This is a genomic window from Streptomyces sp. NPDC051315, from assembly GCF_044455165.1.
Taxonomy (GTDB): domain Bacteria; phylum Actinomycetota; class Actinomycetes; order Streptomycetales; family Streptomycetaceae; genus Streptomyces.
In genome coordinates, this window is sequence record NZ_JBITEN010000005.1 from 91618 (window position 1) to 116941 (window position 25324).

General features: G+C 73.1%; 22 protein-coding genes. 14 read left to right on the plus strand and 8 right to left on the minus strand.

The features are described from left to right. The first annotated feature begins 36 nt into the window (after nt 1-36). From ACIBBD_RS11755 to ACIBBD_RS11780, 6 genes are all read left to right on the plus strand, one after another. On the plus strand, nt 37-708 hold the full coding sequence (locus ACIBBD_RS11755; RefSeq protein WP_399419480.1) for a succinate dehydrogenase: 672 nt from the start codon (nt 37-39) through the stop codon (nt 706-708). A gap of 2 nt (nt 709-710) precedes the next feature. Continuing rightward, nucleotides 711-2657: a fumarate reductase/succinate dehydrogenase flavoprotein subunit gene (locus ACIBBD_RS11760; RefSeq protein ID WP_399419174.1), complete on the plus strand. Its 1947-nt coding sequence runs from the start codon at nt 711-713 to the stop codon at nt 2655-2657. Then, nucleotides 2654-3403 carry a succinate dehydrogenase/fumarate reductase iron-sulfur subunit gene (locus tag ACIBBD_RS11765; RefSeq protein WP_399419175.1) on the plus strand — a complete coding sequence of 250 codons (750 nt, stop codon included), beginning with the start codon at nt 2654-2656 and terminating at the stop codon, nt 3401-3403. Before ACIBBD_RS11760 ends, ACIBBD_RS11765 begins: the two co-directional genes overlap by 4 nt. A gap of 108 nt (nt 3404-3511) precedes the next feature. Continuing rightward, complete coding sequence (locus tag ACIBBD_RS11770; protein WP_399419176.1) at nt 3512-4564, plus strand: hypothetical protein; 1053 nt, start codon at nt 3512-3514, stop codon at nt 4562-4564. A gap of 158 nt (nt 4565-4722) precedes the next feature. Continuing rightward, nucleotides 4723-5496, plus strand: a complete 774-nt coding sequence (locus ACIBBD_RS11775; RefSeq protein WP_399419177.1) for a GNAT family N-acetyltransferase — start codon at nt 4723-4725, stop codon at nt 5494-5496. Next, nucleotides 5496-6920, plus strand: a complete 1425-nt coding sequence (locus ACIBBD_RS11780) for a 1-acyl-sn-glycerol-3-phosphate acyltransferase (RefSeq protein ID WP_399419178.1) — start codon at nt 5496-5498, stop codon at nt 6918-6920. Before ACIBBD_RS11775 ends, ACIBBD_RS11780 begins: the two co-directional genes overlap by 1 nt. On the opposite strand, the gene ACIBBD_RS11785 is transcribed toward ACIBBD_RS11780, so the two are convergent. Next, nucleotides 6898-7632 (minus strand): hypothetical protein, encoded by a 735-nt coding sequence (locus ACIBBD_RS11785; protein ID WP_399419179.1) that lies wholly within the window; start codon nt 7630-7632, stop codon nt 6898-6900. The genes ACIBBD_RS11780 and ACIBBD_RS11785 overlap by 23 nt on opposite strands. A gap of 107 nt (nt 7633-7739) precedes the next feature. Here ACIBBD_RS11785 and ACIBBD_RS11790 point away from each other — a divergent pair, with 107 nt between their 5' ends. After that, the gene (locus ACIBBD_RS11790) at nt 7740-7928 is read left to right on the plus strand and encodes a hypothetical protein (protein WP_399419180.1); all 189 of its coding nucleotides are present in this window, start codon (nt 7740-7742) and stop codon (nt 7926-7928) included. A 52-nt stretch (nt 7929-7980) separates the two neighbouring features. Here ACIBBD_RS11790 and ACIBBD_RS11795 read toward each other — a convergent pair whose 3' ends face one another. The 4 genes from ACIBBD_RS11795 to rpmF all read right to left on the minus strand — a co-directional run bounded on the left by ACIBBD_RS11795 (nt 7981) and on the right by rpmF (nt 13088). Further along, entirely contained in the window at nt 7981-10320 is a 2340-nt protein-coding gene (locus ACIBBD_RS11795) for an ATP-binding cassette domain-containing protein (protein WP_399419181.1), read from the minus strand. Between the two features lie 297 nt (nt 10321-10617). Then, nucleotides 10618-11631 (minus strand): LLM class flavin-dependent oxidoreductase, encoded by a 1014-nt coding sequence (locus tag ACIBBD_RS11800; protein ID WP_399419182.1) that lies wholly within the window; start codon nt 11629-11631, stop codon nt 10618-10620. Nucleotides 11632-11724: 93 nt separating this feature from the next. Continuing rightward, nucleotides 11725-12912, minus strand: a complete 1188-nt coding sequence (locus ACIBBD_RS11805) for a GTP-binding protein (protein ID WP_399419183.1) — start codon at nt 12910-12912, stop codon at nt 11725-11727. A gap of 5 nt (nt 12913-12917) precedes the next feature. After that, nucleotides 12918-13088: a 50S ribosomal protein L32 gene (gene rpmF, locus ACIBBD_RS11810; protein WP_399419184.1), complete on the minus strand. Its 171-nt coding sequence runs from the start codon at nt 13086-13088 to the stop codon at nt 12918-12920. 115 nt (nt 13089-13203) lie between these two features. Here rpmF and ACIBBD_RS11815 point away from each other — a divergent pair, with 115 nt between their 5' ends. Next, the gene (locus ACIBBD_RS11815; protein ID WP_399419185.1) at nt 13204-13695 is read left to right on the plus strand and encodes a hypothetical protein; all 492 of its coding nucleotides are present in this window, start codon (nt 13204-13206) and stop codon (nt 13693-13695) included. A 370-nt stretch (nt 13696-14065) separates the two neighbouring features. Here the strand turns inward: ACIBBD_RS11815 and ACIBBD_RS11820 are convergent, their stop codons facing one another. Continuing rightward, nucleotides 14066-14281 (minus strand): dodecin, encoded by a 216-nt coding sequence (locus tag ACIBBD_RS11820; protein ID WP_399419186.1) that lies wholly within the window; start codon nt 14279-14281, stop codon nt 14066-14068. A 339-nt stretch (nt 14282-14620) separates the two neighbouring features. Here ACIBBD_RS11820 and ACIBBD_RS11825 point away from each other — a divergent pair, with 339 nt between their 5' ends. The 3 genes from ACIBBD_RS11825 to ACIBBD_RS11835 all read left to right on the plus strand — a co-directional run bounded on the left by ACIBBD_RS11825 (nt 14621) and on the right by ACIBBD_RS11835 (nt 17967). Beyond that, nucleotides 14621-16093, plus strand: coding sequence for a sugar transferase (locus ACIBBD_RS11825; RefSeq protein WP_399419187.1), 1473 nt, complete (start codon nt 14621-14623; stop codon nt 16091-16093). 189 nt (nt 16094-16282) lie between these two features. Next, a complete protein-coding gene (locus ACIBBD_RS11830; RefSeq protein WP_399419481.1) occupies nt 16283-16843 on the plus strand; it encodes a putative colanic acid biosynthesis acetyltransferase in 561 nt (186 codons plus the stop codon). After that, nucleotides 16840-17967 (plus strand): glycosyltransferase, encoded by a 1128-nt coding sequence (locus tag ACIBBD_RS11835; RefSeq protein ID WP_399419188.1) that lies wholly within the window; start codon nt 16840-16842, stop codon nt 17965-17967. Before ACIBBD_RS11830 ends, ACIBBD_RS11835 begins: the two co-directional genes overlap by 4 nt. Before the next feature lie 219 nt (nt 17968-18186). On the opposite strand, the gene ACIBBD_RS11840 is transcribed toward ACIBBD_RS11835, so the two are convergent. Both ACIBBD_RS11840 and ACIBBD_RS11845 read right to left on the minus strand, forming a co-directional pair. Further along, nucleotides 18187-19386 carry a glycosyltransferase family 4 protein gene (locus ACIBBD_RS11840; RefSeq protein WP_399419189.1) on the minus strand — a complete coding sequence of 400 codons (1200 nt, stop codon included), beginning with the start codon at nt 19384-19386 and terminating at the stop codon, nt 18187-18189. Between the two features lie 49 nt (nt 19387-19435). Then, complete coding sequence (locus tag ACIBBD_RS11845) at nt 19436-20416, minus strand: NAD-dependent epimerase/dehydratase family protein (RefSeq protein ID WP_399419190.1); 981 nt, start codon at nt 20414-20416, stop codon at nt 19436-19438. A gap of 256 nt (nt 20417-20672) precedes the next feature. Between ACIBBD_RS11845 and ACIBBD_RS11850 the strand changes: the two genes are divergently transcribed. Genes ACIBBD_RS11850 through ACIBBD_RS11860 form a run of 3 tightly spaced genes read left to right on the plus strand, consistent with a single transcriptional unit; the run spans nt 20673 to nt 25287 of the window. Beyond that, nucleotides 20673-22202: a hypothetical protein gene (locus ACIBBD_RS11850; RefSeq protein ID WP_399419191.1), complete on the plus strand. Its 1530-nt coding sequence runs from the start codon at nt 20673-20675 to the stop codon at nt 22200-22202. Further along, nucleotides 22199-23749 (plus strand): hypothetical protein, encoded by a 1551-nt coding sequence (locus ACIBBD_RS11855; protein ID WP_399419192.1) that lies wholly within the window; start codon nt 22199-22201, stop codon nt 23747-23749. The genes ACIBBD_RS11850 and ACIBBD_RS11855 overlap by 4 nt, the downstream gene beginning before the upstream one ends. Then, a complete protein-coding gene (locus ACIBBD_RS11860; protein ID WP_399419193.1) occupies nt 23746-25287 on the plus strand; it encodes an oligosaccharide flippase family protein in 1542 nt (513 codons plus the stop codon). The genes ACIBBD_RS11855 and ACIBBD_RS11860 overlap by 4 nt, the downstream gene beginning before the upstream one ends. Nucleotides 25288-25324 lie beyond the last annotated feature (37 nt).

Sequence of the window (25324 nt, forward strand, 5' to 3'; positions counted from 1 at the left end):
ATGGCTCTGGCAACGCGGACGGACCGACGGCCGTCGATGGCGCGCACGGTGTGGGACTCCTCCGTCGGGAAGAAGACGGTGATGGCCGTCAGCGGCATGATCATGCTGCTGTACCTGGTCGCCCATGTGATCGGCAACCTCAAGATCTTCTTCGGCCCGGAGGAGTTCAACCACTACGGGCACTGGCTGCGCACGGTCGGCGAGCCGTTCATGCACTACGAGTGGACGCTCTGGCTGGTCCGCGTCGTGCTGGTCGTGGCGGTGGTCGCGCACGCCGTCTCCGCCTACCAGCTCAGCCGCCGCGACATCAGGGCACGCCCCACCAAGTACGTCCACAAGAAGCCGCGGGCGAGCTACGCGACGCGCACCATGCGCTGGGGCGGGATCATCCTCGGCCTGTTCATCGTCTGGCACGTCCTGGACCTGACGACCGGCACCGTGCACTCCGGCGGCTTCCAGGAGGGCCGCCCGTACCAGAACGTCGTGGACACCTTCTCCACCTGGTACGGGAACGTCGTCTACATCGTCGCGATGCTCGCCCTCGGCCTGCACGTCCGGCACGGCTTCTGGAGCGCCGCCCAGACCCTCGGCGTCGGCAGCCGCACCCGCGACCGCGCCCTGAAGACCTGCGCCAACGTCCTCGCGCTGCTGCTCACGGCCGGCTTCGTCGCCGTACCCGTGGGCGTCATGACCGGAGTGGTGAGCTGAAGATGACCTACACCGACTACGCGACCGGCGAACCCGTCGCCGACACCAAGGCCCCGTCCGGTCCGATCGACGAGCGCTGGGACAAGCGCCGTTTCGAGGCCAAGCTGGTCAACCCGGCCAACCGGCGCAAGCACACGGTCATCGTCGTGGGCACCGGACTCGCCGGCGGCTCCGCCGGCGCCACCCTGGCCGAACAGGGCTACCACGTCGTCCAGTTCTGCTACCAGGACTCCCCGCGCCGCGCCCATTCGATCGCCGCCCAGGGCGGCATCAACGCGGCGAAGAACTACCGCAACGACGGCGACTCGATCCACCGGCTGTTCTACGACACCGTCAAGGGCGGCGACTTCCGGGCGCGGGAGTCCAACGTCCACCGGCTCGCCCAGATCTCCGTCGAGATCATCGACCAGTGCGTGGCCCAGGGCGTGCCCTTCGCCCGCGAGTACGGCGGCCTGCTCGACACCCGCTCCTTCGGCGGCGTCCAGGTGTCGCGCACCTTCTACGCCCGCGGCCAGACGGGCCAGCAGCTGCTGCTGGGCGCCTACCAGGCCCTGAGCAGGCAGATCGCCGCGGGCACCATCGAGATGCACCCGCGCACCGAGATGCTCGACCTGATCGTCGTCGACGGACGGGCGCGCGGGATCGTCGCCCGGGACCTGATCACCGGGAAGATCGACACCTACTTCGCGGACGCCGTCGTCCTGGCCAGCGGCGGCTACGGCAACGTCTTCTACCTGTCGACGAACGCCATGAACTCCAACGCGACCGCCATCTGGCGGGCGCACCGGCGCGGCGCGTACTTCGCCAACCCCTGCTTCACCCAGATCCACCCGACCTGCATCCCGCGCACCGGCGACCACCAGTCGAAGCTGACGCTGATGAGCGAGTCGCTGCGCAACGACGGCCGGATCTGGGTGCCCAGGGCCAAGGGCGACACCCGGCCGGCGAACAAGATCCCCGAGGACGAGCGCGACTACTACCTGGAGCGCATCTACCCCTCCTTCGGCAACCTGGTCCCGCGCGACATCGCCTCCCGCGCCGCGAAGAACGTCTGCGACGAGGGCAGGGGCGTCGGGCCCGGCGGGCAGGGCGTGTACCTGGACTTCGCCGACGCCATCAAGCGCATGGGCCGCAAGGCCGTCGAGGCCAAGTACGGCAACCTCTTCGAGATGTACCAGCGGATCACCGACGAGGACCCGTACGAGGTGCCGATGCGGATCTACCCGGCCGTGCACTACACGATGGGCGGCCTGTGGGTCGACTACGACCTCCAGACCACCATCCCCGGCCTGTTCGCGATCGGCGAGGCCAACTTCTCCGACCACGGCGCCAACCGGCTCGGCGCCTCCGCGCTGATGCAGGGCCTGGCCGACGGCTACTTCGTGCTGCCGGCCACCATCAACGACTACCTCGCCCGCAACCCGCACCAGGGCCGGGTGACCGACGAACACCCCGCCGTGCAGGAGGTGCTGGCCGAGACCCAGGACCGTCTGAACCTGCTGCTGTCCGTCGACGGCGACCGCACACCGGACTCCTTCCATCGCGAGGTCGGCGAACTGATGTGGGAGTTCTGCGGCATGGCCCGCACCGACTCCGGGCTGCGCAAGGCCCTCGAACGCCTCCCGCAGATCCGTGAGGAGTTCTGGCGGCGCATCAAGGTGCCGGGCACCGGCGAGGAGTTCAACCAGTCCCTGGAGAAGGCCAACCGTGTCGTCGACTACCTGGAGCTCGCCGAGCTGATGTGCCTCGACGCGCTGCACCGCACGGAGTCCTGCGGCGGCCACTTCCGTGAGGAGTCCCAGACCCCGGAGGGCGAGGCCGCCCGCAAGGACGACGAGTTCGCCTACGCCGCCGCCTGGGAGTTCACCGGCACCGGCGAGGCACCCGTCCTGCACAGGGAAGACCTGGTCTTCGAGTACGTCCACCCCACCCAGCGGAGCTACGCATGAGGCTCACCCTGCGCGTCTGGCGGCAGAAGAACGCCGACGCCGACGGCACCATGTCCACGTACGAGGTGGACGGCATCTCACCCGACATGTCCTTCCTGGAGATGCTCGACACCCTCAACGAGGAACTCATCCTCAAGGGCGAGGACCCGGTCGCCTTCGACCACGACTGCCGTGAGGGCATCTGCGGCGCGTGCTCGCTCGTCATCAACGGCGACGCGCACGGGCCCGAGCGCACCACCACCTGCCAGCTGCACATGCGCTCCTTCCGGGACGGCGACACGATCGACGTCGAGCCCTGGCGGGCGTCGGCGTTCCCCGTGATCAAGGACCTGGTCGTGGACCGGTCGGCCTTCGACCGGATCATCCAGGCCGGCGGCTACATCACCGCGCCGACGGGTGCCGCCCCCGAGGCGCACGCCACGCCGGTGCCCAAGCCGGACGCCGACCTCGCCTTCGAGCACGCGGAGTGCATCGGCTGCGGGGCGTGCGTGGCCGCCTGCCCCAACGGCGCGGCGATGCTGTTCACCTCCGCCAAGGTCAACCACCTCAACGTCCTGCCCCAGGGGGCGCCCGAGCGGGAGACGCGGGTGCTGGACATGGTGGCGCAGATGGACGAGGAGGGCTTCGGGGGCTGCACCCTCACGGGCGAGTGCGCGACCGCCTGTCCGAAGGGCATCCCCCTGATGTCGATCACCGGCATGAACAAGGAGTGGCTGCGGGCCACCCGCAAGGTGGCGAAGCGCTAGCAGCCGCTCGACGAGAAGACGTTCGCCGAACAGCGCGGACGGGCGGGGCCGGGAGTGGTGCTCATCCCCGGCCCCGTCTGGCTCTTCGGCCCTCTGTACCCTGCGCGCATGATCTTTGGACGCAGGGGGAGGGAGCGGTTCCTCGACGCCCTCACGGGGTTCGAGGCCGCTGTCCGTGAGCAGGACACCGACGGCGCCGAGCGCGCCTTCCAGCAGGTGTACCGGGGTTTCCGGAAGGCGACGGACGAGGAGACCGGGCAGGCCGGGCCACGCCTGGCCGCACTGCTGCCGCAGGTGCCGCCCGGACCCGACGGGATGATCGCCGTCATGACGGGCGCCTGCGTCGAGAAGGGCGCCGACGCGTCGCGGTGCGCGCCGTACGTCCTCGACGGGCTCGCCGAGGCGCTCACCGCGGCCGGCGAATTCTGCGCACGCTGGGCGGCGAGCGGGGGCGGGGACCTCCCCGACCCGGAGTCCGACGCACCGGACGACGCCGTACTCGCCCGGGTCGGCCCCCGGGCGGCCGCGGCCTGGTGGACGCTGCCGCAGTGGGAGATGGCGTCCGTGGCGATGCTCAACCACGCCTCGGTGCGCACCGGCGCGGGGGCCGAACGCCGCACCCGGCTGCTGGAGTCCCTGCGCATCGTGCAGGAGGCGACCGGACACGACTTCAAGTGCCTGTGGTACGCCCTGCTGGTGCTGGACGAGGAGCCGCTGGTGGCCCTGCACCGGCCGACCGGCACCGGGTACGCGCTGCGGATGAGCGGCATAGGGGACACCTTCCAGTTGCACACCCTCCTCGCCGACGTCCTCGTGGGCGGCGGGCACCTGCCCGGCCGGGCCCCGTCCCCGCAGGAGGCCGCGGTGTGCCGCACCGCGCCCGGCCAGGTGCCGACCACCGGGTCGTTCAACCTCGTCGCGCCGGACGGAACCTGGCTCTGGAACGAGGGCACGCCCTGCGACATCCCCGTCGTCGACGGCGTACGCCTGCTCGTCCTGGACCCGCCGCCGTACGAGCGCGGCTGGCCGGCGGGGCGGTTCTTCCCCCACATGACGGGCGACCTCGTGCTCGAACGCGTCCTCGGCGAGGAGGAGACCCGGCGCCTGCTGGCGGGCTGCTCGCCCGCCCGCCGAGTGAACGGCACCGCACCTTCCGGCTGACGCTCCGGACACGCGGACGTGGACGGCCGTAACACGTCGGTGCCGTTCAACATCCCCACACCCGCGCTCCTGGCACAGGTCACGTACACGCCAACCGGCCTCGGAAGAAACAGGGGGTACCGCTCCGTCCCCACCTCGTGCGTGTCCAGGAGAGAGCCATGACCGGCGTTTCCACCCTCGCTCGGCCCCCGCAGTCCACGGCACCCGTCCGCTACACCGTCACCCTCGCCCAGGACGAGGCCGACGTACGGGCCGCGCAGCGGCTGCGGCACGACGTCTTCGCCGGGGAGATGGGCGCCCTGCTGACGTCCCCGCAGCCCGGCCTCGACGTCGACCCCTTCGACGCGTACTGCGACCACCTGCTGGTGCGCGACGCCGACACCGGGCAGGTCGTCGGCACCTACCGGCTGCTGCCCCCGGAGCGCGCCGCGGTCGCCGGGCGCCTGTACTCGGAGGGCGAGTTCGACCTGGCGTCGCTGGACGGGATCCGGCCCGGCCTCGTCGAGGTCGGCCGCTCCTGCGTGCACCCCGACCACCGCGACGGCGCCGTCATCGGCCTCATCTGGGCCGGCATCGCCCGCTACATGGTGGACCGCGGCCACGAGTGGCTGGCCGGCTGCTGCTCCGTACCGCTCGCCGACGGCGGCGCCCTCGCGGCCGGCACCTGGGACCGCGTGCGGGACAGGCACCTGGCGCCGGAGGCGTTCCGGGTGCGGCCGCTGCTCCCGTGGGTACCGCCGGCCGGCGTGGCGCTGCCCGCCCGCACCGAACCGCCCGCCCTGCTGCGCGGCTACCTCCGCCTGGGCGCCTGGGTGTGCGGCGAGCCCGCCCACGACCCCGACTTCGGGGTCGCCGACCTGTACGTGCTGCTGTCGATGCGCCGGGTCAACCCGCGCTACCTGCGGCACTTCCTCTCCCTCGTCCCGGCCTGATGAGCGCCTGGCTGCCCACCGCGCCCTGCACCCCGCGGGCGTGCGTCGAGGAGGCCGGGTCCGCGACCGCCGCACCCCGCGCCGTGCTGCGGCTCACGGCGGTGGTGCTGCTCGTCCTCACCGGGGTCCTGCTGTCACCGCTCGGCCGGGGGCGCCCCCGCTCGCGGGGGAGGATCCCGGCCGGGGCGGTACCGCGGTGGAGCCGGGCGGTCGTCCGGGCGGCGGGCGTCCGCGTCCGCACGACCGGCACCGCCGCGCCCGTCGGCGGGCTGCTGCTGGTGGCCAACCACATCTCCTGGCTGGACATCCCGCTGCTGGCCGCCGTCCGCCCGGCCCGCATGCTCGCCAAGGCCGAGATACGGCGGTGGCCGGTCGCCGGGGCGCTCGCCGCCCGCGGCGGCGTCCTGTTCATCGACCGCGACCGGCTGCGCGCCCTGCCCGGCACGGTCGCCCGGATCGCCGGGGCACTGCGCGCCGGGCGGGCCGTCGCCGTTTTCCCGGAGGGGAGCACCTGGTGCGGCCGCGCCCAGGGGCACTTCCGGCGGGCCGTGTTCCAGGCCGCCCTGGACGCCGGGGTCCCCGTCCAGCCGGTGCGCATCCGGTACCGGTACGCGGGGGGTGCGGCCAGCACGGCGCCCGCCTTCGTCGGCGACGACACCCTGCTCGCCTCCCTGTGGCGGGTGGTGAGGGCCCGGGGGCTGGTGGCCGAGGTCGAGACGGGACCGGTGATCGCACCGGAGGACCACCCCGACCGCGCGTCGCTCGCGGCCGCCGCCGCGGCCTGGGCGCTCGGCGCGCCGGGTGGCGTGCCGCGGGAGACGTCCGCGGCGCGCGCGGCCCGGTGGACGGACGGGGTGCACGCGGTGGACCCGGTGCGCGGGCCGGGCGGCGCACCTCACACGGCCACCGGACGTGCGCGCACGCGGGTCGGCGTGGGCGGTGGTGACCGGCCACCGGGTGTGTCCCCCGGGGACCGGCCGACTGGTGCCCCGCACGGGGCCCCGGCGGCGTCGGACGCTCGACCGGTCGGCGCGGGGCGCGGTGACCGGCCGCCAGCCGCACGACGCGGTCACCGGCCGGTCGGCGAGTTCCACGGTGACGGAACGACTGCGGGCCTTGGACCGGAGGGCTCGCGGGCGGTCTTCCCGTGGTCCGGGTCAGGAGTGGGTGCTGCCCCGGAGGCGAGTGCAGGTGTTCGACCGGAGGGCCCGTGGGCGGACTCTCCGCGGGGCGGGAGCGGAGCGGACGCCGGTTCGCAGGCCGCCGGTATGGGCGCCGCCCGGGAGGCCGCGACGGCGGGCTCCTCGCAGGGGGCCGCCGGTGCCTGCGCCGCGCCGCCCGCTCCTGTGGCGCCCGCTCCCGCCGCGTCCGCCCCCGGGGCGGTCGCCCCGGCCGTCCGCCCTACCCGTCCGCCGGCCGCATGAGCAGCAGGTCCTCGCCCCAGTCGTCCAGCACACCGCCGTGCCCGGCCGCCCGGGCCGCCGCCTCCACCCGGGCGAACAGTGCCCGCTGGGCGCAGACACCGGCGGTCGTCGCGATCTCGTCCGCGGCGTCGAGGAGGGCACCGGCGTCCCACCCCGGCAGCGGGTGGTGGGCCAGTTCCCAGCGCAGGTACTTGTTGTAGGGGCGGGGCCGGCGGTCGAGCGCGAACAGGAACTCCAGCAGGGAGCCCAGACTGTCGGCCGCGTCGAGGCGGGCTGCCAGTGCCTCGCCGTCGCGGGCGTTCTTGACCGACCGGTAGAGGGAGTTGGCGTACGCGTCGAGCCACCCGGCCGCGGCCCGGAACGCCTCGTCCGCCGTCAGCCGCGCCTTCGCGGCGAGGATCCGGCCGATCTCCCCGTCGAGCCGGTCCAGCACCACCCGCGCCCGGGCGAGCGCGTACCGCTCGAAGCCCGGCATCCCCGCCGCCCGCAGTCCGGCGAGCGACACGACCACCACGTCGAGCTCGCGGGTGCGACGACCCAGGTCAGGGGCGGGAGCCCCGTCCGCGAGGACGACGTACAGGTCGTGGTCGGAGTGCTCGGTCGCCATGCCCTCGTGGGCGTGCGATCCCTTGAGCACGAGGCCGACGACGGCCGGGTCGGCGGCCGCGTGTCCGACGAATTCCTGGTAGGTGAGGGGCGGTGGGGTGGTCATGATGCGATCATGACAGACCTCGGCCGGGCGGGGGCGGGCCGGGCGAGGGCCCACCGGGACGCACTGGGAGGATGAGGCGGACCGGAAGCGGAAGAAGGGGGAGGAGCATGGAAGTGCTCGTTCTGTCGTGTGTCCTCGCGCTCGTCCTGGGAGGCTGCGTCTGCGTGGTGTGGGCGGCGCGGGGCGGTCCGCGCTGGGTCCGCGCGGTGGCCGCCGTCACCGTGGCCGTGGGGCGCGTGATGAGCCAGGCCGGCGGCGGACGCCGCAGATCCGGCGGGACGTCGAGCGACGACTAGGACGGGTGCCCGGCCAGGCCCTGCTCGGCCCGGACACCCGGCAGCCCCGCCGTCAGCGTCCCGCCCCCAGCTCTCGTGCCAGGTACGGCGCCGTGGCGCTCCCCTCCGCCCCCGCCACCTCGGCCGGGGGCCCCGCCGCCACGATCCGCCCGCCCTCGTCGCCGCCGCCCGGTCCCAGGTCGATCACCCAGTCGGCGCCCGCGACGACCGACATGTCGTGCTCGACCACGATCACCGTGTGGCCGGCGTCGACCAGGCCGTGGAGCTGTCGCGTGAGGACCTCGACATCGGCCGGGTGCAGACCCGTGGTGGGCTCGTCGAGGAGGTAGAGGGTGGGGGCACGGCGGACGCGCTGGAGTTCGCTCGCCAGTTTGATCCGCTGGGCTTCGCCGCCGGACAGCTCGGTGGCGGGCTGACCGAGGCGGAGGTAGCCGAGACCGACGTCGAGGAGGGTGCTCAGGCTGCGGGAGACGGCCGGGGTGTCGGCGAAGAAGTCCGCCGCGGCCTCCACCGTCAGGTCCAGGACCTGCGCGATGGACAGGCCGCGGTAGGTGACCTCGAGCGTCTCGGGGCGGTAACGGGCGCCTCCGCAGTCCGGGCACGGCGCGTACGCGCTCGGCAGGAACAGCAGCTCCACGCTGACGAACCCCTCGCCCTGGCAGGTCTCGCAGCGCCCCCCGGCCACGTTGAAGGAGAAGCGGCCGACGCCGTAACCCCGTGCGCGGGCCGTGTCGGTGGCGGCGAACACCTTGCGCACGACGTCGAACAGACCCGTGTACGTGGCCAGGTTGGAGCGCGGAGTGCGGCCGATCGGCTTCTGGTCGACCGCGACCAGGCGTCCCACGCCCTCCCGTTCCCGCGTGATCTCGCCGACGAGCGTGGACTTGCCCGAGCCCGACACACCCGTGACCGCCGTGAGCGCACCCAGCGGGAAGGCGGCCGTCACCCCGCGCAGGTTGTGCCGGGTGACCGGGCCCACCTCCCACCACCCACGCGGCTCGCGCACGCGGCGAACCGGCGCGGGGGAGCGGTCGAAGAGGAAGCGGGCCGTCGCCGACTCCGCCACCGACGCCAGCTCCGCCACCGGACCGCTGTGCAGCACCCGCCCGCCGTGCTCACCGGCGCGCGGGCCGACGTCCACCAGCCAGTCCGCGGCACGCACCACGTCCAGATGGTGTTCGACCACGAACACCGAGTTGCCCGCCGCCTTCAGCCTCTCCAGCACCGTCAGCAGGGCCTCCGTGTCCGCCGGGTGCAGTCCCGCGGACGGCTCGTCGAGGACGTACACCACCCCGAACAGCCCGGAGCGGGCCTGTGTGGCGAGGCGCAGCCGCTGCAGTTCGCCCGCCGAGAGGGTGGGGGTGGACCGCTCGAGGCTGAGATAGCCGAGGCCCAGTTCGACGACGGGCGCGATGCGGGAGGTGAGGTCGTCGGTGAGGACACGGGCGGTCCCGGACGCCCCGGCGAGGACGCCCGCCAGTTCGGTCAGCGGCAGCGCGGCCAGCTCCGCGATCGTGCGGCCCGCGAAGGTCACCGCCAGCGCCTCGGGGCGGAGCCGGCTGCCGCCGCAGGCCGGGCAGGGCGCACTGGTCAGGAAACGCTCGGCCCGGGCCCGCAGGGTCGCGCTCCTGGAGTCCGAGAACGTCTTCATCACATAGCGGCGCGCGCTCATGTACGTCCCCTGGTAGGGCCGTTGGATCCGGTCCGCCTCGCGCACCGGGTGGACCGTCACCACGGGCTGCTCGTCGGTGAACAGGATCCACTCGCGCTGCGCGGCGGGCAGTTCGCGCCACGGGCGGTCCACGTCGTAGCCGAGCGTGTCGAGGATGTCCCGCAGGTTCTTGCCCTGCCACGCGCCCGGCCAGGCGGCGATCGCGCCGTCCCGGATGGACAGCGACGGGTCGGGAACCAGCGACTCCTCGGTCGTGCGGTGGACCTCGCCCAGACCGTGGCAGTCCGGGCAGGCCCCGGCCGCGGTGTTGCAGGAGAAGGCGTCCGAGTCGAGGCGGCCGGCGCCCGGCGGGTAGGTGCCGGCGCGGGAGAGGAGCATACGCAGGGAGTTCGACAGGTTGGTGACCGTGCCGACCGACGAGCGCGAGGTCGGCGCGGAGCGGCGCTGCTGGAGCGAGACGGCGGGCGGCAGCCCGGTGATCTCCCCGACCTTCGGCGCGCCGACCTGGTGGATCAGCCGGCGCGCGTACGGCGCCACCGACTCGAAGTACCGCCGCTGTGCCTCCGCGTAGATCGTCCCGAAGGCGAGGGACGACTTGCCGGACCCGGACACCCCCGTGAAGACGGCCACGACGTCCCTGGGGATGTCGACGTCCACGCCCTTGAGGTTGTGCTCACGGGCGCCGCGGACGCGGACGAACGCGTCGTGGGGACTGGGCATGCGGGGAACTCCGTCACGGGTCTGCGGCGGCGGGACGACCGCCGGGCGGGACAAACCCCGCGATTCTATGCGCGTGGGTGTCCGAAGCCCCGGGTGGCCGGCGTGGGTGCGGGGTCCCGCCGCCGTGCGGCCGCGGTGCGGGCCCTCGCCGCCGTGCGGCCGTCAGGGGCCGAGGTTCCGCACGTTGCCGACCGGGCGGCCGTCCCGGCGCAGCACCCACACGCAGGGCATCGCAGGGGGGGAGCGGGCCCCGCGGCCGGTTCCCGTACGCCGACAGCGGCTGCGCGGGGGCGGTCGTCACCCGGCGGCCCTTCCCTGGTGCACGATCGCGGCCAGTCGCCGGTAGGAGTCCAGCAGCGCCGGACGATCATGGGTGCTCGTCGTGACCAGGATCTCCGCGGCGTTCGTCTCCTTCAACAGCTCTTCCAGCTCGTCGGCGACCTGCTCCTCCGTGCCGGCGATGTGCCCGGTCAGCCCGGACTCGTAGAACTCGCGTTCCCTGGCGGTCATCGTCAGGGCCTCGACGCGCTCGGCCGGCGGCAGCGGCGGGAAGGTGCCGTGGGTGCGGGAGTACGCCATGGACCAGGCCTCGGGGATCAGCAGGCGCCGGGCCTCCTCGGGGGTGGCGGCCACCGCGACCGTGCCGGAGACGACGACGTACGGCTCGGCCGCCCACGGCGAAGGCCGGAAGCGGGCCCGGTAGAGGTCGATGCCCCGCCGCATCCTCTCCCGGTCGCGCAGGTCCCCGATGACCATCGGCAGCCCCGCCTCCGCCGCGATCCGCGCGCCCTCACCCATGGCCAGGACGAACGGCGGCACGGTCAGTCCCTCGGCCGGCCGGGCGTGCACGCCCGTCGGCGACGTACCCCGGAACCAGCCCAGCAGCTCCTGGAGCTGCCCGGCGAAGTCGCCCGCGTCGTCCTTGCCGCGCCCCAGCGCCCTGCGCACCCCGTCGGTGAAGCCCACCGACCGCCCGAGGCCCATGTCGATCCGCCCCGGGAACAGGGACTCCAGGACGCCGAACTGCTCGGCCACGACCAGCGGCCGGTGGTTGGGGAGCATCACTCCGCCGGTGCCGACCCGGATCGTGCGGGTCGCGCCGGCCACGGCGGCGGCCAGCACCGTCGGAGCGGAGCCGGCGACGCCGGGCACGCCGTGGTGCTCCGACACCCAGAAACGGTGGTAGCCGAGCCGCTCAGCCTCCCGCGCCAGCCGCACGGTGTCCCGGAGCGCCTCCGCTCCGGTGTGGCCCTCGCGGGTGCGGGAGCGGTCGAGGACGGAGAAACGGGCCGAGGCGATCACGGAGCTCATACCAGGGTTCAACACCCGGCGCCCCGAAGGATTCCTCCGGGGCGCGATGCCGAGCCGAGGCGTCCCCTCACGACGGTCGGGGAGGCCTCCCCCTCACGAGGGTCGGGACAGGGCGGCCCGCGGCCGGTCGGCGTGCTCGTGGTCGCAGGCGTCGTCGATGCCGTAGGTGTGCCAGGCGGGGAACGGGTCGACGGACGGCACAGGCTCCCCGTGCGCCATGAGGCAGTCGGTCAGGGCGGCCCGGAGCGCCTCTGCGCGCAGCCGCGTGCCGATGAGGACCAGCTCCTGCGCGTACGGGGCGTCGGTGTCGCGCGCGGCCGACGGTTCGAAGCGGGCCACCGAACCGGCCTGCGACCACAGCCCCGTCACGCCCGGGCGGGTGGCCAGCGTGAAGAACCCCTTCGAGCGCAGCACCTTCCCGTACGCCCCGCTGTCCAGCCCCTCGGTCACCAGGTCCCACAACCGGCCCGGGTGGAAGGGGAGTTCGGAGCGGAACACGGTGGAGGAGATGCCGTACTCCTCGGTCTCCGGCACGTGCTCGCCGTTGAGTTCCCGCACCCAGCCGGGCGCCTGCTGGGCCCGTTCCAGGTCGAAACGGCCCGTCCCCAGCACCTCCGTCAGGTCCACGCGGCCGTGGACGGCGGGGACGATCCGGGCGAGCGGGTTGAGCCGGCGCAGCGCGGCCCGCAGCCGGTCCGCGGCCTCGCCGTCGACCAGGTCCAGCTTGTTGAGCACGAGGACGTCGGCGAACTCCACCTGGTCGACGAGGAGATCGCTGACCGTGCGTTCGTCGTCCTCGAACGGGGCCAGGCCGCGCTCGGCGAGCTCGTCGCCGGCGTCCAGCTCGGTCAGGAAGTTCGCCGCGTCGACGACCGTGACCATGGTGTCCAGGCGGGCCACGTCCTGAAGGGTCGCGCCGTCGTCTCGGGCGAAGGCGAAGGTGGCGGCCACGGGCATCGGTTCCGAGATGCCGCTGCTCTCGATGAGCAGATGGTCGAAGCGCCCCTCCCGGGCCAGCCGCTCGACCTCCTCCAGCAGGTCGTCGCGCAGGGTGCAGCAGATGCACCCGTTGGTCATCTCGACCAGCCGCTCCTCGGTCCGCGACAGCGCCGCCTCACCGCCGCGCACCAGCGCCGCGTCGATGTTGACCTCGCTCATGTCGTTGACGATCACCGCGACCCGCAGGCCGTCGCGACCGCTCAGCACATGGTTGAGCAGCGTGGTCTTGCCCGCCCCGAGGAACCCGGACAGCACGGTGACGGGCAGCCGCTCGTACGGCATCCCGGTCAGTCCTCGGGGCGCAGCAGGCCGCGGTCGTACGCCTTCACCAGGTGCTGCGGGACCAGGTGGCGGACCCCGTCCACGGTGACCGGGACGAGCTGCGGCGTGGTCGCCTTCCACTGGGCGCGGCGATGACGGGTGTTGCTGCGGGACATCTTCCGCTTGGGCACGGCCATGGGGACCTCCTCGGTGGGGTGAGAGCACCGAGGACGCTACATGAAAATGGATCCCATTAACAATTACGCGTCGCGGTCGTGGCCGTGGTCGGACCGCGTGCTTAGGGTGAAGGGTGTGACCGACACCAGCAAGCGGCCGATCGCCGTGTTCGACCTGGACAACACCCTCGCCGACACCGCCCACCGGCAGCGGTTCCTGGAACGCAGGCCGCGCGACTGGGACGCCTTCTTCGCGGCCGCGCCGCAGGATCCGCCTCTCCCCGAGGGTGTGACGATGGCGGTGCGGAGCGCGCGGGAGTGCGAGGTCGTCTATCTGACCGGGCGGCCCGAACGCTACCGGCGGGACACGCTGGAGTGGCTCGAGCGGCACGGGCTGCCCGACGGGCGCGTGTACATGCGGCGCGATGACGACCGTCGGCCGGCCCGCCGTACCAAGCTGGAGACGCTGCGCGGGCTCGCCCGCGACCGGGAGGTGCGGGTCCTGGTGGACGACGACGAACTGGTGTGCGACGACGCCGAACAGGCCGGCTTCACGGTCTTCCGCGCACGGTGGGCGCTTCCCTCCGTCACGCTGCGGGTGGCGCAGGAGCGGGAGGGCCGTACCTGAGGCCGAGGGGCGCGCGTCAGGTCGTGGCCTTGTCCGGGTCGAGGTGGGTCGTGTCTGAGGACACCTTGTGCGACGCCGGGGGGCGGGCCTGAAGCCGTGGCCGTACCGGACGCCGGGGGGCGGGCCTGAAGCCGTGGCCGTACCGGACGCCGGGGGGCGGGCCTGAAGCCGTGGCCGTACCGGACGCCGGGGGGCGCGCCTGAAGCCGTGGCCGTACCCGACGCCGAAGGTCGCGCCTGGAGTCGTGGCCTCGACCCGATACCCGGGCCGTGCCTGAGACCGTTGCCCTACGTGGACCGGAGGGCTGCGCCGGCGCCCGCGCCCGCGTACGGGCGCCGGGTCCGGGGCCGTTCGCCTCGGGGGCGGCGCGTCACTCGGAGTCCTCCAGGCGGAAGCCGACCTTCAGGCCCACCTGCCAGTGCGCGATCTCGCCGTTCTCCAACTGGCCGCGCACCTGGGTCACCTCGAACCAGTCCAGGTTGCGCAGCGTCTGCGAGGCGCGGGTGATGCCGTTGCGGATCGCCTGGTCCACGCCGTCGGGCGAGGTGCCGACGATCTCCGTGACCCGGTAGGTGTGGTTCGACATGCGGGTGCTCCTCTCCGCGGCTGCGGCGGCTGGGCGTCACGTGTCCCGTGTCCATGCGTGTCCCGGGTCCACGTGTGTCTCGTGTCCACGTGTGTCCCGTGTTCACGTAGTCACTCCACCGTGCCCCAAGCCACGGCGGGGCGCGAGGCGTGTCCCCTCGTGTGGGCTCTCCGTCCGCCCGCCTCGGCTCTTCGGTCGGCCACGCACCAGAGGTGGTCGCAAAGACCGATATTCGTATGTATCGGATGATATAAGGATCATGTTCTTGGGGTGTGGTCGCCGGTGTCGGTGCTTCGGCGGCCACACCCGCGATCTGTGACTGGGGGTTTGAAGGAGACCATGCGGCGGTTCAGACTCGCGATGTCCCGACAGGCGCCGATCCCCATGGCGCGCCACCCCATCCACCGTGAGGAGACACGGGCCCGCTGGTACGCCCCCTTCTCGGTGTGTGTCGACCTCCTCGCCGCGGCCCTGCCGGTCGCGGCGGCGTTCGTGGAGGTCCACGAGCCCCACCCACTGCGCCTGGCGGCCGCCGCCGCCCTGCTGTGGCCCCTCATCGGCGTGGTCAGCAAGCGGTACACCCCGCAGGCCTGGGGTGACGGAGGCGGGCTGCGGGCCGTGATACGGGACTGGCTGGTCCTGGTCGGCGCCCTGGCGACGCTCCGTGTGGTCTGCGGACTGGACAGCGTGCCCGCCGAGGCCTTCACGGCGCTGATCCCCGCGCTGGTCCTCACGGGCGTCTGCCAGAAGCTGATCCACCGTCATCTGCTGGCCGCCCGCCGGGACGCCCGCGCCCTGCGCCACGTGGTGGTCGTCGGCGCGGCCCCGACGCTGGACGCCGTGGTCGAGCAGCTCGCCCAGCGCACCGACCACGAGTACGTGGTCGTCGGTGCCTGCCCGGTGGGCGAGGACGAGGTGCGCTCGGGCGTGCCGGTGTGCGGACGGCTGCCCTGCGAGACGCCCGAGACGCCGGAGGAGGACGCCGTGGCCGTGCTCGGGGCGGCCGACGACCTCGCGGCCGACCTGGTCTTCGTGGCACCCGGCCCGCACATGTCCGGTGAACGGGTGCGCCGGCTGTCCTGGGCTCTGCACGACCACGGACGCTCGCTGATGGTGCTGCCCGGCATCGTCGAGGTGGCCCGCCGGCGGGTGCGGCTGACCTCGGCGGCCGGTCTCACCCTGCTGCACATCGCCCCGCCGGCGCAGCGTGGTGTGCCCGCGCTGCTGAAGGCGGCCGTGGACCGGGCGGGCGCCCTGGCGCTGATCGCCCTGCTCTCGCCGCTGCTGCTCCTGCTGGCGCTGGCCGTCCGGCTGGGCTCACCCGGCCCGGTCCTCTACCGCCAGATCCGGGTCGGCCGGAACATGACGCACTTCCCCATGTGGAAGTTCCGCACCATGGTGGTCGGCGCGGACCGGATGAAGAGCGGGCTGGAGGCGGAGAACGAGAACGACGGGCACATGTTCAAGATGCGCCAGGACCCCCGGGTCACCCCCGTGGGACGCGTCCTGCGCCGCTACTCCCTGGACGAGCTGCCCCAGCTGTTCAACATCCTCTTCGGCCACATGTCCCTGGTCGGTCCACGGCCCCCGCTGCCGGAGGAGGTCGCCAAGTACAACGGCGTCGAGATGCGCCGGCTCAGCATCAAACCGGGCCTGACCGGCCTGTGGCAGGTGAGCGGACGGTCGGACCTGTCCTGGCGGGAGACGGTCGCGCTCGACCTGCGCTATGTCGACAACTGGTCGCTGGCCGGGGACATGAACGTCATGGTCCGCACCTTGCGCGCGGTGCTGGACGGGCAGGGCGCCTACTGAGGACGGGTGCGGCCCCCGCGGCCGCATCCGCCATCCGGGCACGTCTGCCGCCAACACGCAGTGATCACGGGGGCTCCGTCCCCGGGGGCGTGAAGGATCGCGGACGTGGACACACAGACCCCAGCCGCAACTCCGGCAGGCGCCCCCCACCGGGGTGACTCCGGCGGCGCCACGACGCACCGGCCCGTCGTGGCGCGCGCCCTGCGCGGCTTCACCGGTGCCGGATATGACAAGGGGCGCCCCCTGCCGGTGCAGGCCGCCTGGTTCGCCGCCCAGCATCTGATCTTCGTCAAGTGGTGGTTCCCGGCCCGCTGGCGCCCGGCCCTGCTGCGCGCCTTCGGCGCCCGCGTCGGACAGCGGGTGCTGATCCGGCGCGGGGTGCGGATCCACTGGCCGTGGAAGCTGGACGTCGGCGACGACGTGTGGATCGGCGAGGACGCCTGGATCCTCAACCTCGAACCGGTCACGATCGGCAGCGACTGCTGCGTCTCCCAGAGCGCGTTGCTGTGCACGGGCAGCCACCGTCGCCGTTCCGTCACCTTCGAGTTCGACAACGGCCCCATCCGGCTGGAGCCGGGCAGCTGGGTCGCGGCCCGCGCGGTGGTGCTGCGCGGCGTCACCGTCGGCCGGAGCGCGGTGGTAAGCGCCGGCGCCGTCGCCCACCGGGACCTCGCGCCGGGCGCGGTCCTGACGGCGGGCGGCGCGAACGGAACCTCTGCGTCCGCCTCCGTGAAGGGAGCCACGGCATGAGACTGGCCCACGTGGTCACGCTCGTCAGCGACGACGGGGCCTTCGGCGGCCCGACCAGCGTGGCCGTCGCCCAGCTCCAGGAGTGCGCCGCCCGCGGCCACGACGTGACGCTGGTGTCGCTGTGGCGGGGCAGGACACGGGCCGCGCAGCGCATCGGCGCCGTGCGTTTCGTCTCCCGTCCGGCATGGCGCCTCGTCCCGGGCCGGGGCTGCCTGGGACTCATGCACCCGCTGCTGCTGAGGGACCTGTGGCGGGCCATGGGGCGCGCCGACGCCGTGCACCTGCACGCCGGACGGGACCTCGTCTCCCTCGCCGCGCTCGCCGTCGCCCGGCTGCGGGGCAAGACCTTCGTCACCCAGACGCACGGCATGGTCGAGCCCCGCACCGGTGCCGTCGCGCGTGTCTTCGACCGTCTGTACGTCCCCCTGCTGCGCCGGGCCCGCTGCTGCCTCGTGCTCACGGAGCGGGAACGGCGCGCCCTGACCGAGGTGCTGGGCCCCGACCGGCCCCCGCTGGTGACCCTGCCCAACGGCCTTCGCCCGGGCGGCGACGGGGCGGGCGTGCGGCGGCGGAACGACAACGAGGTGATCTTCCTCGCCCGGCTCCACCCGCGCAAACGCCCCGAGGCGTTCGTCGAGATGGCCGCCCTGGTGCACAAGGAGTTCCCCGAGGCACGGTTCACGCTCTACGGAGCGGACGAGGGATCCCTGCCGGCGGTCGACCGGCTCGTCGCGGACCGCGGACTGGCCGACGTGGTCTCCTACGGCGGAGCGCTGGACCACTCCGCGGCGCTGGAGGCCTACCGCCGGGCCGCGGTGTACGTCCTGCCGAGCGTGCACGAGCCGTTCCCGATGACGGTGCTGGAGGCGCTGGCCGAGGGCACGCCGGTCGTGTGCACGGACAGCAGCGGCATCGCCGCCGAACTGGCGCGCAGGGAGGCGGCCCTGGTCACCGACGGCAGTCCGGAGGCCCTGGCCGACGCGGTGAGCCTGCTGCTGGCCGACGAGACGCTGCGCCGGCGACTGACCGACGCCGGCCGCCGCGCCATCGACGAGGTCTTCTCCATCCGCGCGGTCGTGGACCAACTGGAGGGCGTCTACCGGGGCCGCCCGGACCGCCGCTGACGCGGACCACGCGCCCGACCGCCGGCCACCCCGGCCCGCTCGCCGCGGGGGTGGGCGTCCGGCGGGCCTGTCGGTCCGGTGCGGTGGCCGGCCGGCGCTCGGGCCAGGGCGGCCGACCCGGCCGGAGCCGACGCGGCCCCTCACGGCCACCGCCGGCCGCCCCGGACCCGCCGGCCGTGTCGGTGGCGGGGCCGGGGCGGCCGGCGGATCGGGTGGGGCTCAGGGTGCCGGCGCGCGGCTCACCGTACGGAGGATGTCCTCGAAGCGGGAGGCGCAGTCCTCCAGGGCGAACTCCCGCTCGGCCAGGGCACGGCTCTCCTTGCCCAGCGACTCGGCGCGTGCCGGGTCGGACAGGACGTCCTGGGCCCAGGCGCAGGCCTCGTCGAGCGAGGACTCCTCCGGCGGGAAGACCGCGGACCCCGCCTGCCGGAGCAGGTGCGCGGCCAGGTTGTCGGCGGGCATCAGGCCGAGCACGGGGCGCCCGGCACAGAGGTACGACAGTGTCTTGGACGGGACCGAGAACTGCCCGGCGTCCGCCGCCAGGAGGACGACGAGGAGATCGCCCGTGCCCAGCACCTCGGGCAGCCGTTCGTAGGGCTGGAAGGGCAGCAGGGTCAGCTCGACGCCCCGGGCGGCCGCGGCCTCCCGGAGGACGGGCACGGCCGGACCGTCGTTGACGACGACCAGACGGACCGGAGTGCCCCGGTCGCGCAGCCGCTCGGCCAGCCGCACCAGCAGCACCGGGTTGTGCTTCAGGCCCAGCGTGCCGGAGTACAGCACCGTTCGTACCCCGTCCAGGCCCTGCTCGGCCGACCAGGCGTTGGTCCGGGCCACCGGGACGATCTCGTCCAGCGGCGCCCAGTTGGGGATGACGGTGACCTTGCCGGCGGTGCCCCACTGCTCGTGGATCCGCACGAAGGACTCGGCGATCACCACGATGGCCGCGGCCCGGCGCGCCGACCACTTCTCGCCCGCGCCGAAGACCTTGGCCGCGACACCCATCGACCGGGCGACATCGGCGGCGGCGAAGCTCTTCAGGGCGACGGCGGTGACGTCCTGGTGCCACAGCACCCAGGGGATCCGCAGTCGCCGCAGCACGGCCGCCGCCACCACCAGCACCGGGATGGGCAGGTTGGACAGCAGGGCCACGTCGGGCTTCTCGCGCCGTACCTGCCGGGCCAGTTCGAAGCCCAGCAGGGTCTCCTGGCGGAGCCGGCGGAAGTAGGCGTCCTTCCTGAGCGCCGTACCGTCCCCGATGGTGACGAAGCGCAGGCCCGGGGTGTCCCCGGCGAGGTTGCCCTTGCCGGAGACGTAGGCCGTGCACGTCGAGTGGGCGACTTCGTGGCCACGGCGCGCCAGTTCCCGGCTCAGCTGGGCCTGGAACGGGTGGCCGCTGTAGTCGTGGACGAGGATCCTCATCGGCTCTCCGTCTCCTGTGCTCGGTGTACGCGGTGTGCTCGGTCGGGCGTCACTGGCGGGCGCGCTTGACCTGGTCGTAGACCCAGGCGTAGGTCTTCTCCAGCCCGTCGAGCAGGGTGACCGACGGTTCCCAGCCGTAGATCTCGCGGATCAGGGTGTTGTCGGAGTTGCGGCCGCGCACGCCCTGCGGGGCGTCGAGCCGGTACGTGCGTTCGCAGCGCACGCCCGCGATCCGCTCGACGATGTCGACGAGCTGGTTGATGGTCACCAGCTCCGACGAGCCGAGGTTGACCGGGACGCCACTGTCCCCGTTCATGATCATCTGGCTGCCGTGGAGGCAGTCGTCGATGTACATGAAGGAGCGGCTCTGCAGGCCGTCGCCCCAGATCTCGAGCCGGTGGTCACCGGAGACGACCGCCTCGGCCACCTTCCGGCACACCGCGGCCGGAGCCTTCTCCCGGCCGCCGGTCCACGTGCCGTGCGGACCGTAGACGTTGTGGTACCGGGCGACGCGGGTGACGAACCCGTAGTCCTCGGCGTAGTGGCGGCACATGCGCTCGGAGAAGAGCTTCTCCCAGCCGTAGCCGTCCTCCGGCTGTGCCGGGTAGGCGTCCTCCTCCTTCAGCGCCGTGACGTCGGGGTCGGTCTGCTTGCCGGCGGCGTACACGCAGGCGGAGGAGGAGTAGAAGTAGCGTTCCACCCCGGCCTCGTGCGCCGCCTGCAGCATGTGGGTGCTGGTCAGCACCGACATCATGCAGGCGGCCTTGTTGTTCTCGATGAAGCCCATGCCGCCCATGTCGGCGGCCAGCATGTACACCTGGCGGGCGTCCCGGACGCCCGCGCGCGCACTGTCCAGGAGCGACAGGTCGGCGACCACGTTCTCGGCGTCCTGGTGGACCTGGTACCACTCGTGCCGGGGCTTGATGTCGATGGAGCGGACGGTCAGCCCCTGGGCGAGGAGGTCGCCCACGAGGTGACCACCGATGAATCCCCCGCCCCCGGCGACGACGACGTCGACCTGCTTGCTCATGCGCAACTCCCTTGGGAATCCGGTGATCTGATGTGAGGTCAGCCGGCTCGCCGCTGCCTGCGGCGCCGGTCCGGTACCGGGCTGGCGGCGACCTGCGCGATAAGCTATGCAGACTTGTCATGATTTGAGGTAATTGGCACGCCGCCGATTACTAAGATCACCCGATGACTCTGTTCGGGGGCTCATGGGCCGAAGTCAATGATTTCTGCGCGCCTGGGATGATTTGCCGAGTAAGCGCGCTATATATCTTTCGGTGATGTTTCAGCCTGAAAACTCGCTCGGCAGAGAGGTCGGGATGCAGGACGCTCGCGTCCGCAGCGCGGCTGCGGTCTTCCTCTGGACCGCGGCACTGACCGTCCTGCTGCCGTGGCTGATCCTCCAGTCGGACGGCGTGCGGATGACGCCCGCACTCGCTCTCCAGGGCGTCGTCGTGGCGCACAGCGGCGGTGCGCTGGCCCGGGTGCTCACCGCGGGCACGGTGCGCTTCGTCGCCTTCGGCTTCTGGGTCTTCGCCTACATCTGGCTCGGCCTCGCCCCCCTGGCGATGCTCGCCACGGACACGTACCCGTGGCCCTACCGGGGCAGCGAGGCGACCGCCTTCGAAGCGGTGGCCGTCGTCGAACTGGGGCTCCTCGCCTACAGTGCCGGAACGGCCCTCGCCGGCCGTCGCCGGCAGGCCCGGGGGACCGCCCGCCCGCCGGAGCCGGGGTTCCTGGAGAGACTGCTCGCCCGTCGGGTCGCGCCCTGGCGCCTGCTGGGGCTCTGCGGGCTCGCCCTCGCCTTCGCGGTCCTGGTGATCTCCAGCCAGCCCGGCCGGCTGCACGCGTACTTCACCAGCCGTCAGGCCATCACCGAGGCCGGCGCGATGGCCGACGCGCAGGACGCCTTCCTGCAGGTGCTGCTCACCTGGTCGCTGTCGGTGCCCGCCTTCTGGGCGCTGCTGGGACTGCTGCACGTACCGCGGGTGGCCGGCGGCGACCGCTGGCTGCGCGGCCTGCGCTGGCTGCTGCTGCCGGTGCTCCTCGTGCTGAACGCCGTCGTCAACAACCCCATCAGCAAGCCGAGGTTCTGGGTCGGCACGGTCCTGCTGACCCTTCTGTTCACCATGCCCCGGCTGTCCCGGCCCCGCACCTTCCGCCTCACGGCGGCCGCCCTCATCGCCGGGCTCCTGCTCGTCTTCCCCTACAGCGACTACTTCCGCTACAGCGACCGGGAGGACATCTCCGTCGTCTCCCTCGTCGACCAGTTCACCACCAACGGCGACTACGACGCCTTCCAGCAGATCCAGACCGGCGTCGACTACGCACAGGACAACGGGTTCTCCCCCCAGGACGCGCTCGGCCCGCCGCTGTTCATGGTGCCGCGCTCGATGTGGCCGGAGAAACCCGAGGACACCGGCATCGCTCTCGCCCGGTACGCGGGATACGACTTCCTCAACCTCTCCGCGCCGCTGTGGATCGAGAGTTACCTGTGGGCCGGCCCCTTCGCGGTGGTCGTCGTGTTCTGCCTGCTCGGCGCGGTCAGCCGGCGCGTGGACGACGTACGCCACCTGCTGCGACACCGGCCGGGCACGCTCGCGGCACTCCTGGTCCCGGCGTTCGCCTTCTACCAGATGGTCTTCCTGCGCGGCAGCCTGCTCGGCATCGCCGGCCCGCTGACGCTCCTGGTGACCGTCCCGCTGCTCATCAGCACCCGTACCGCCCGGGCATCCCGGTTCCCCTCATCGGCGGTGCCGACCGCACCCATCCGTCACGCATCGATCCCCGGAACAGGAGGGCACCCGTGACCGGCCCCATCCCATTCGACGACCGGTACGACGAGCCGGACCAGCTACGCGACCAACTGCGCCGCATCCTGCGCCACCGTGTCATGATCGCGCTGGGAATTCTTCTGGGAGTGCTGGGCGGGCTGGCCCTGTCCCTTCAGCGCGCCCACACCTACACCGCGACCAGTGAAGTCCTCGTACGCTCCACCACCGACCCGTTCAGCACGGTCGGCGTCTCCGCCGACAACCAGGTCAGCATGAGCACGGAGCAGCGGATCGCCACCAGCGCGGCCGTCGCCCTGCGCGCGGCGCACATCCTGGGCCGGCCCGAGTCCCAGGCGGGCGCCCTCGGGGACGGCCTGCGGGTCACCAACCCGCAGAAGTCCCAGGTGATCCGCTTCGAGTACACCGCCGGAGCACCCCAGCGGGCGGCGAGCGGCGCCAATGCCTTCGCCGAGGCGTACCTGGACGACCGCAAGAGCCGCAACGACGCCACGGTGCAGCGGGCCACCGACGCCCTGGAACAGCAGATCGCCGTGCTGAACCAACGCCTCGCCACGGACCAGCTGGAGCGCGCGTCGGCGAAGCCCGCCGCGCAGAACCAGCTGTACAACCTGCAGAAGCGTGTCCTCGACATCAAGACCCGTGACACCGACGGAGGCGACATCGTCCGCCGGGCCACCGCCCCCACCCTTCCGGTCGGACCCGGCATGCGGACCCTGGTCGGCCTCGGGATGGTGTGCGGGCTCCTGCTCGGCATCGTGCTGGCCTGGGTGCGCTCGGCCCTGGACAACCGGGTCCGGTCGGTCGGCGACGTACAGGCCGCCCTGCGCGCCCCCGTGCTCGGCATCCTGCCCTCCGACGACGGGGGAGACGACGCCCTGTTGACGGTCGGCCGCACCAGCAGCCCCCGCACCGAGGCGTACCGGGCGCTGGCCTTCCGGCTGCGCGGGGCCGGGAACCCGGACGGTCCCGGCCGGGTGCTCGTCGTGGCCCCGCGGGACGCCGGCGTCGCCGAGGAGGTCGCCGCCAACCTGGGCGCGGCGCTCGCCGACGACGGGAGCGACGTCCTGCTGGTGGACACCGCCCCCGACACCACCAGCCTGGCCACCCGGCTGCCGCTGATGCCGTACGAGGCGCCCACCCTGGAGGAGGCGTTCCTGCCCGCCGGAAGCGTCCTCGTCGACACCGACGTCACCGGCCGGTTCGCCTTCTCCTCGAGCGGTGGCCTCGCCCCGCACCACCGGGTGGCGTCCGAGCCCGACACCTCGAGCGTCGTCGTCACGGGGCCGTTCCTCGCACAGGCCGACGCCCTGGCGATCGCCCAGCGCGTCGACGGCATCGTCGTCGTCGCCGGCCTCAACCGCACCCGGCGCGAGGACCTCCGGCAGGTGCAGGAACTGATCGGCTGCGCCGGCGGACGACTCCTCGGGGCGGTGCTCGACGCCGGGCGCCCGCGCCGGCGCCTGCACAGCCTGCGCCGCCGCCCGAAGTACGGTCCCGAGGCGCACACGGCGAGCTTGGAACTTCCCGTGCCGGACGGCACGTTCAGCATCTCCCGCCGATGACCGCGTCCGAGGCGACCGCCCGCCCCCGTGCCGGGGCCCCCGCCCGCAGTGCGGTGGCCGCGACCGCGCGGGGCGGGTGGTGGGGGATGGCGGGTTCCGTCGCGAACGCCGCCTTCTCCTTTCTCCTCGTCGGCCTGATCACCCGGGCCGTCGGGGCGCAGGGGGCGGGGGCGATCTTCACGGGCGTCGCCCTGTTCACCATTCTCAGCAACACCTGCAAGCTCGGTGCCGACACCGGGCTCGTGCGGTTCGTGCCGCGCGACCTCGCCGTCGACGACGGCCGCTCGGTGGACGCGCTGCTGCGCACGGCCGTCCTGCCGGCGGCCGTGGCCGGCACCGCGGCCGCCGTGCCCCTGTTGCTCTTCCCGGCGGTGGCCACCACGCTCCTGCCGCACCTGCCGCCCGGGGACGCCGTCGCCCTGGTCCGGCTCTTCGGACTCTTCCTGCCCGCCGCCACCGTGGGCATGGTCCTGCTCGGCGCCACCCGGGGATACGGCACGGTCGTGCCCTTCGTCGGCGTGGAGCAGATCGGCAAACCCGTGCTGCGCGTGCTGATCGCCGTCCCCGTGGCCTACTGCGCGCCCGGCGTGCTGTCCCTGGCCTCGGCCTGGCTGCTGCCCGCGCTGGCCGGTTCGGTGGCCGCCTGGATCTCCCTGCGCCGCTGCCGTGCCGCCCGGCCCACGCCGCGTCCCCAGGGCAGCGGGACGGTGCCCTGGCGAACCTTCTGGGCCTTCGCCGCCCCCCGCGCGGTCTCCTCCGTCTTCGACATCAGCGCGGTCTGGGTCGGCGTCATCCTGCTGTCCGTCCTGGGCACGGCCGGTGAGGCGGGGGTGTACACGGCCATCGGCCGCGTCGTCACCGCCTGCACCCTCGTCCAGCTCGCCGTCCGGCTCGCCGTCGCGCCGGAACTCAGCCGGCTGCTCGCCGTGGACAAGGAGGCCGAGGCGCACGATCTGCACCGGGTCTCGACCTTCTGGACCGTGCTCTTCTCCTGGCCGCTGTTCGCCCTGGTCGCCGCCTTCCCCGAGACCGTCCTGTCCGTCTTCGGGCCGGAGTTCACCGTCGGCGCGCCCGCCCTCGTGGTGCTGTGCGCCGCCTCCGTGGTCAATGTCGCGGTGGGCAACGCCCAGACCGTGCTGCTGATGGCCGGCCGGAGCTCGTGGCATCTGGCCGTCACCGCGGCCGCGTTCACGGTGCAGCTGACCGTCGGCGTGCTCACCGTGCCGACCTGGGGCGTGCTCGGCGCCGCGGTGTCCTGGGGCGCCGCCATCGTCGTGGAGAACCTCTCGGCGGCCGTGCTCATCCGGCTGCGCCTCGGCTTCCCGACCGTGGACCGCGGCTACGCGAGCGCCCTCGCCCTCGGACTGGTCGTCTCGCTGGTGCTGGCGGCCTCCCGCGTGGAAAAGGGTGACACATCGTCAGGACTCGCCGTCGCGATGGCTTTGGGATCGTGTGTATTTGGTATTACTTTGTGGCGATATCGGACGTCGCTGAGGGTGGGCGAGCTGGTCGGAGTGCTGCGCCGCCGCGCCGCATGAGCCCAGACACGGTCCTACCGTCCAGGCCCACCCGGTC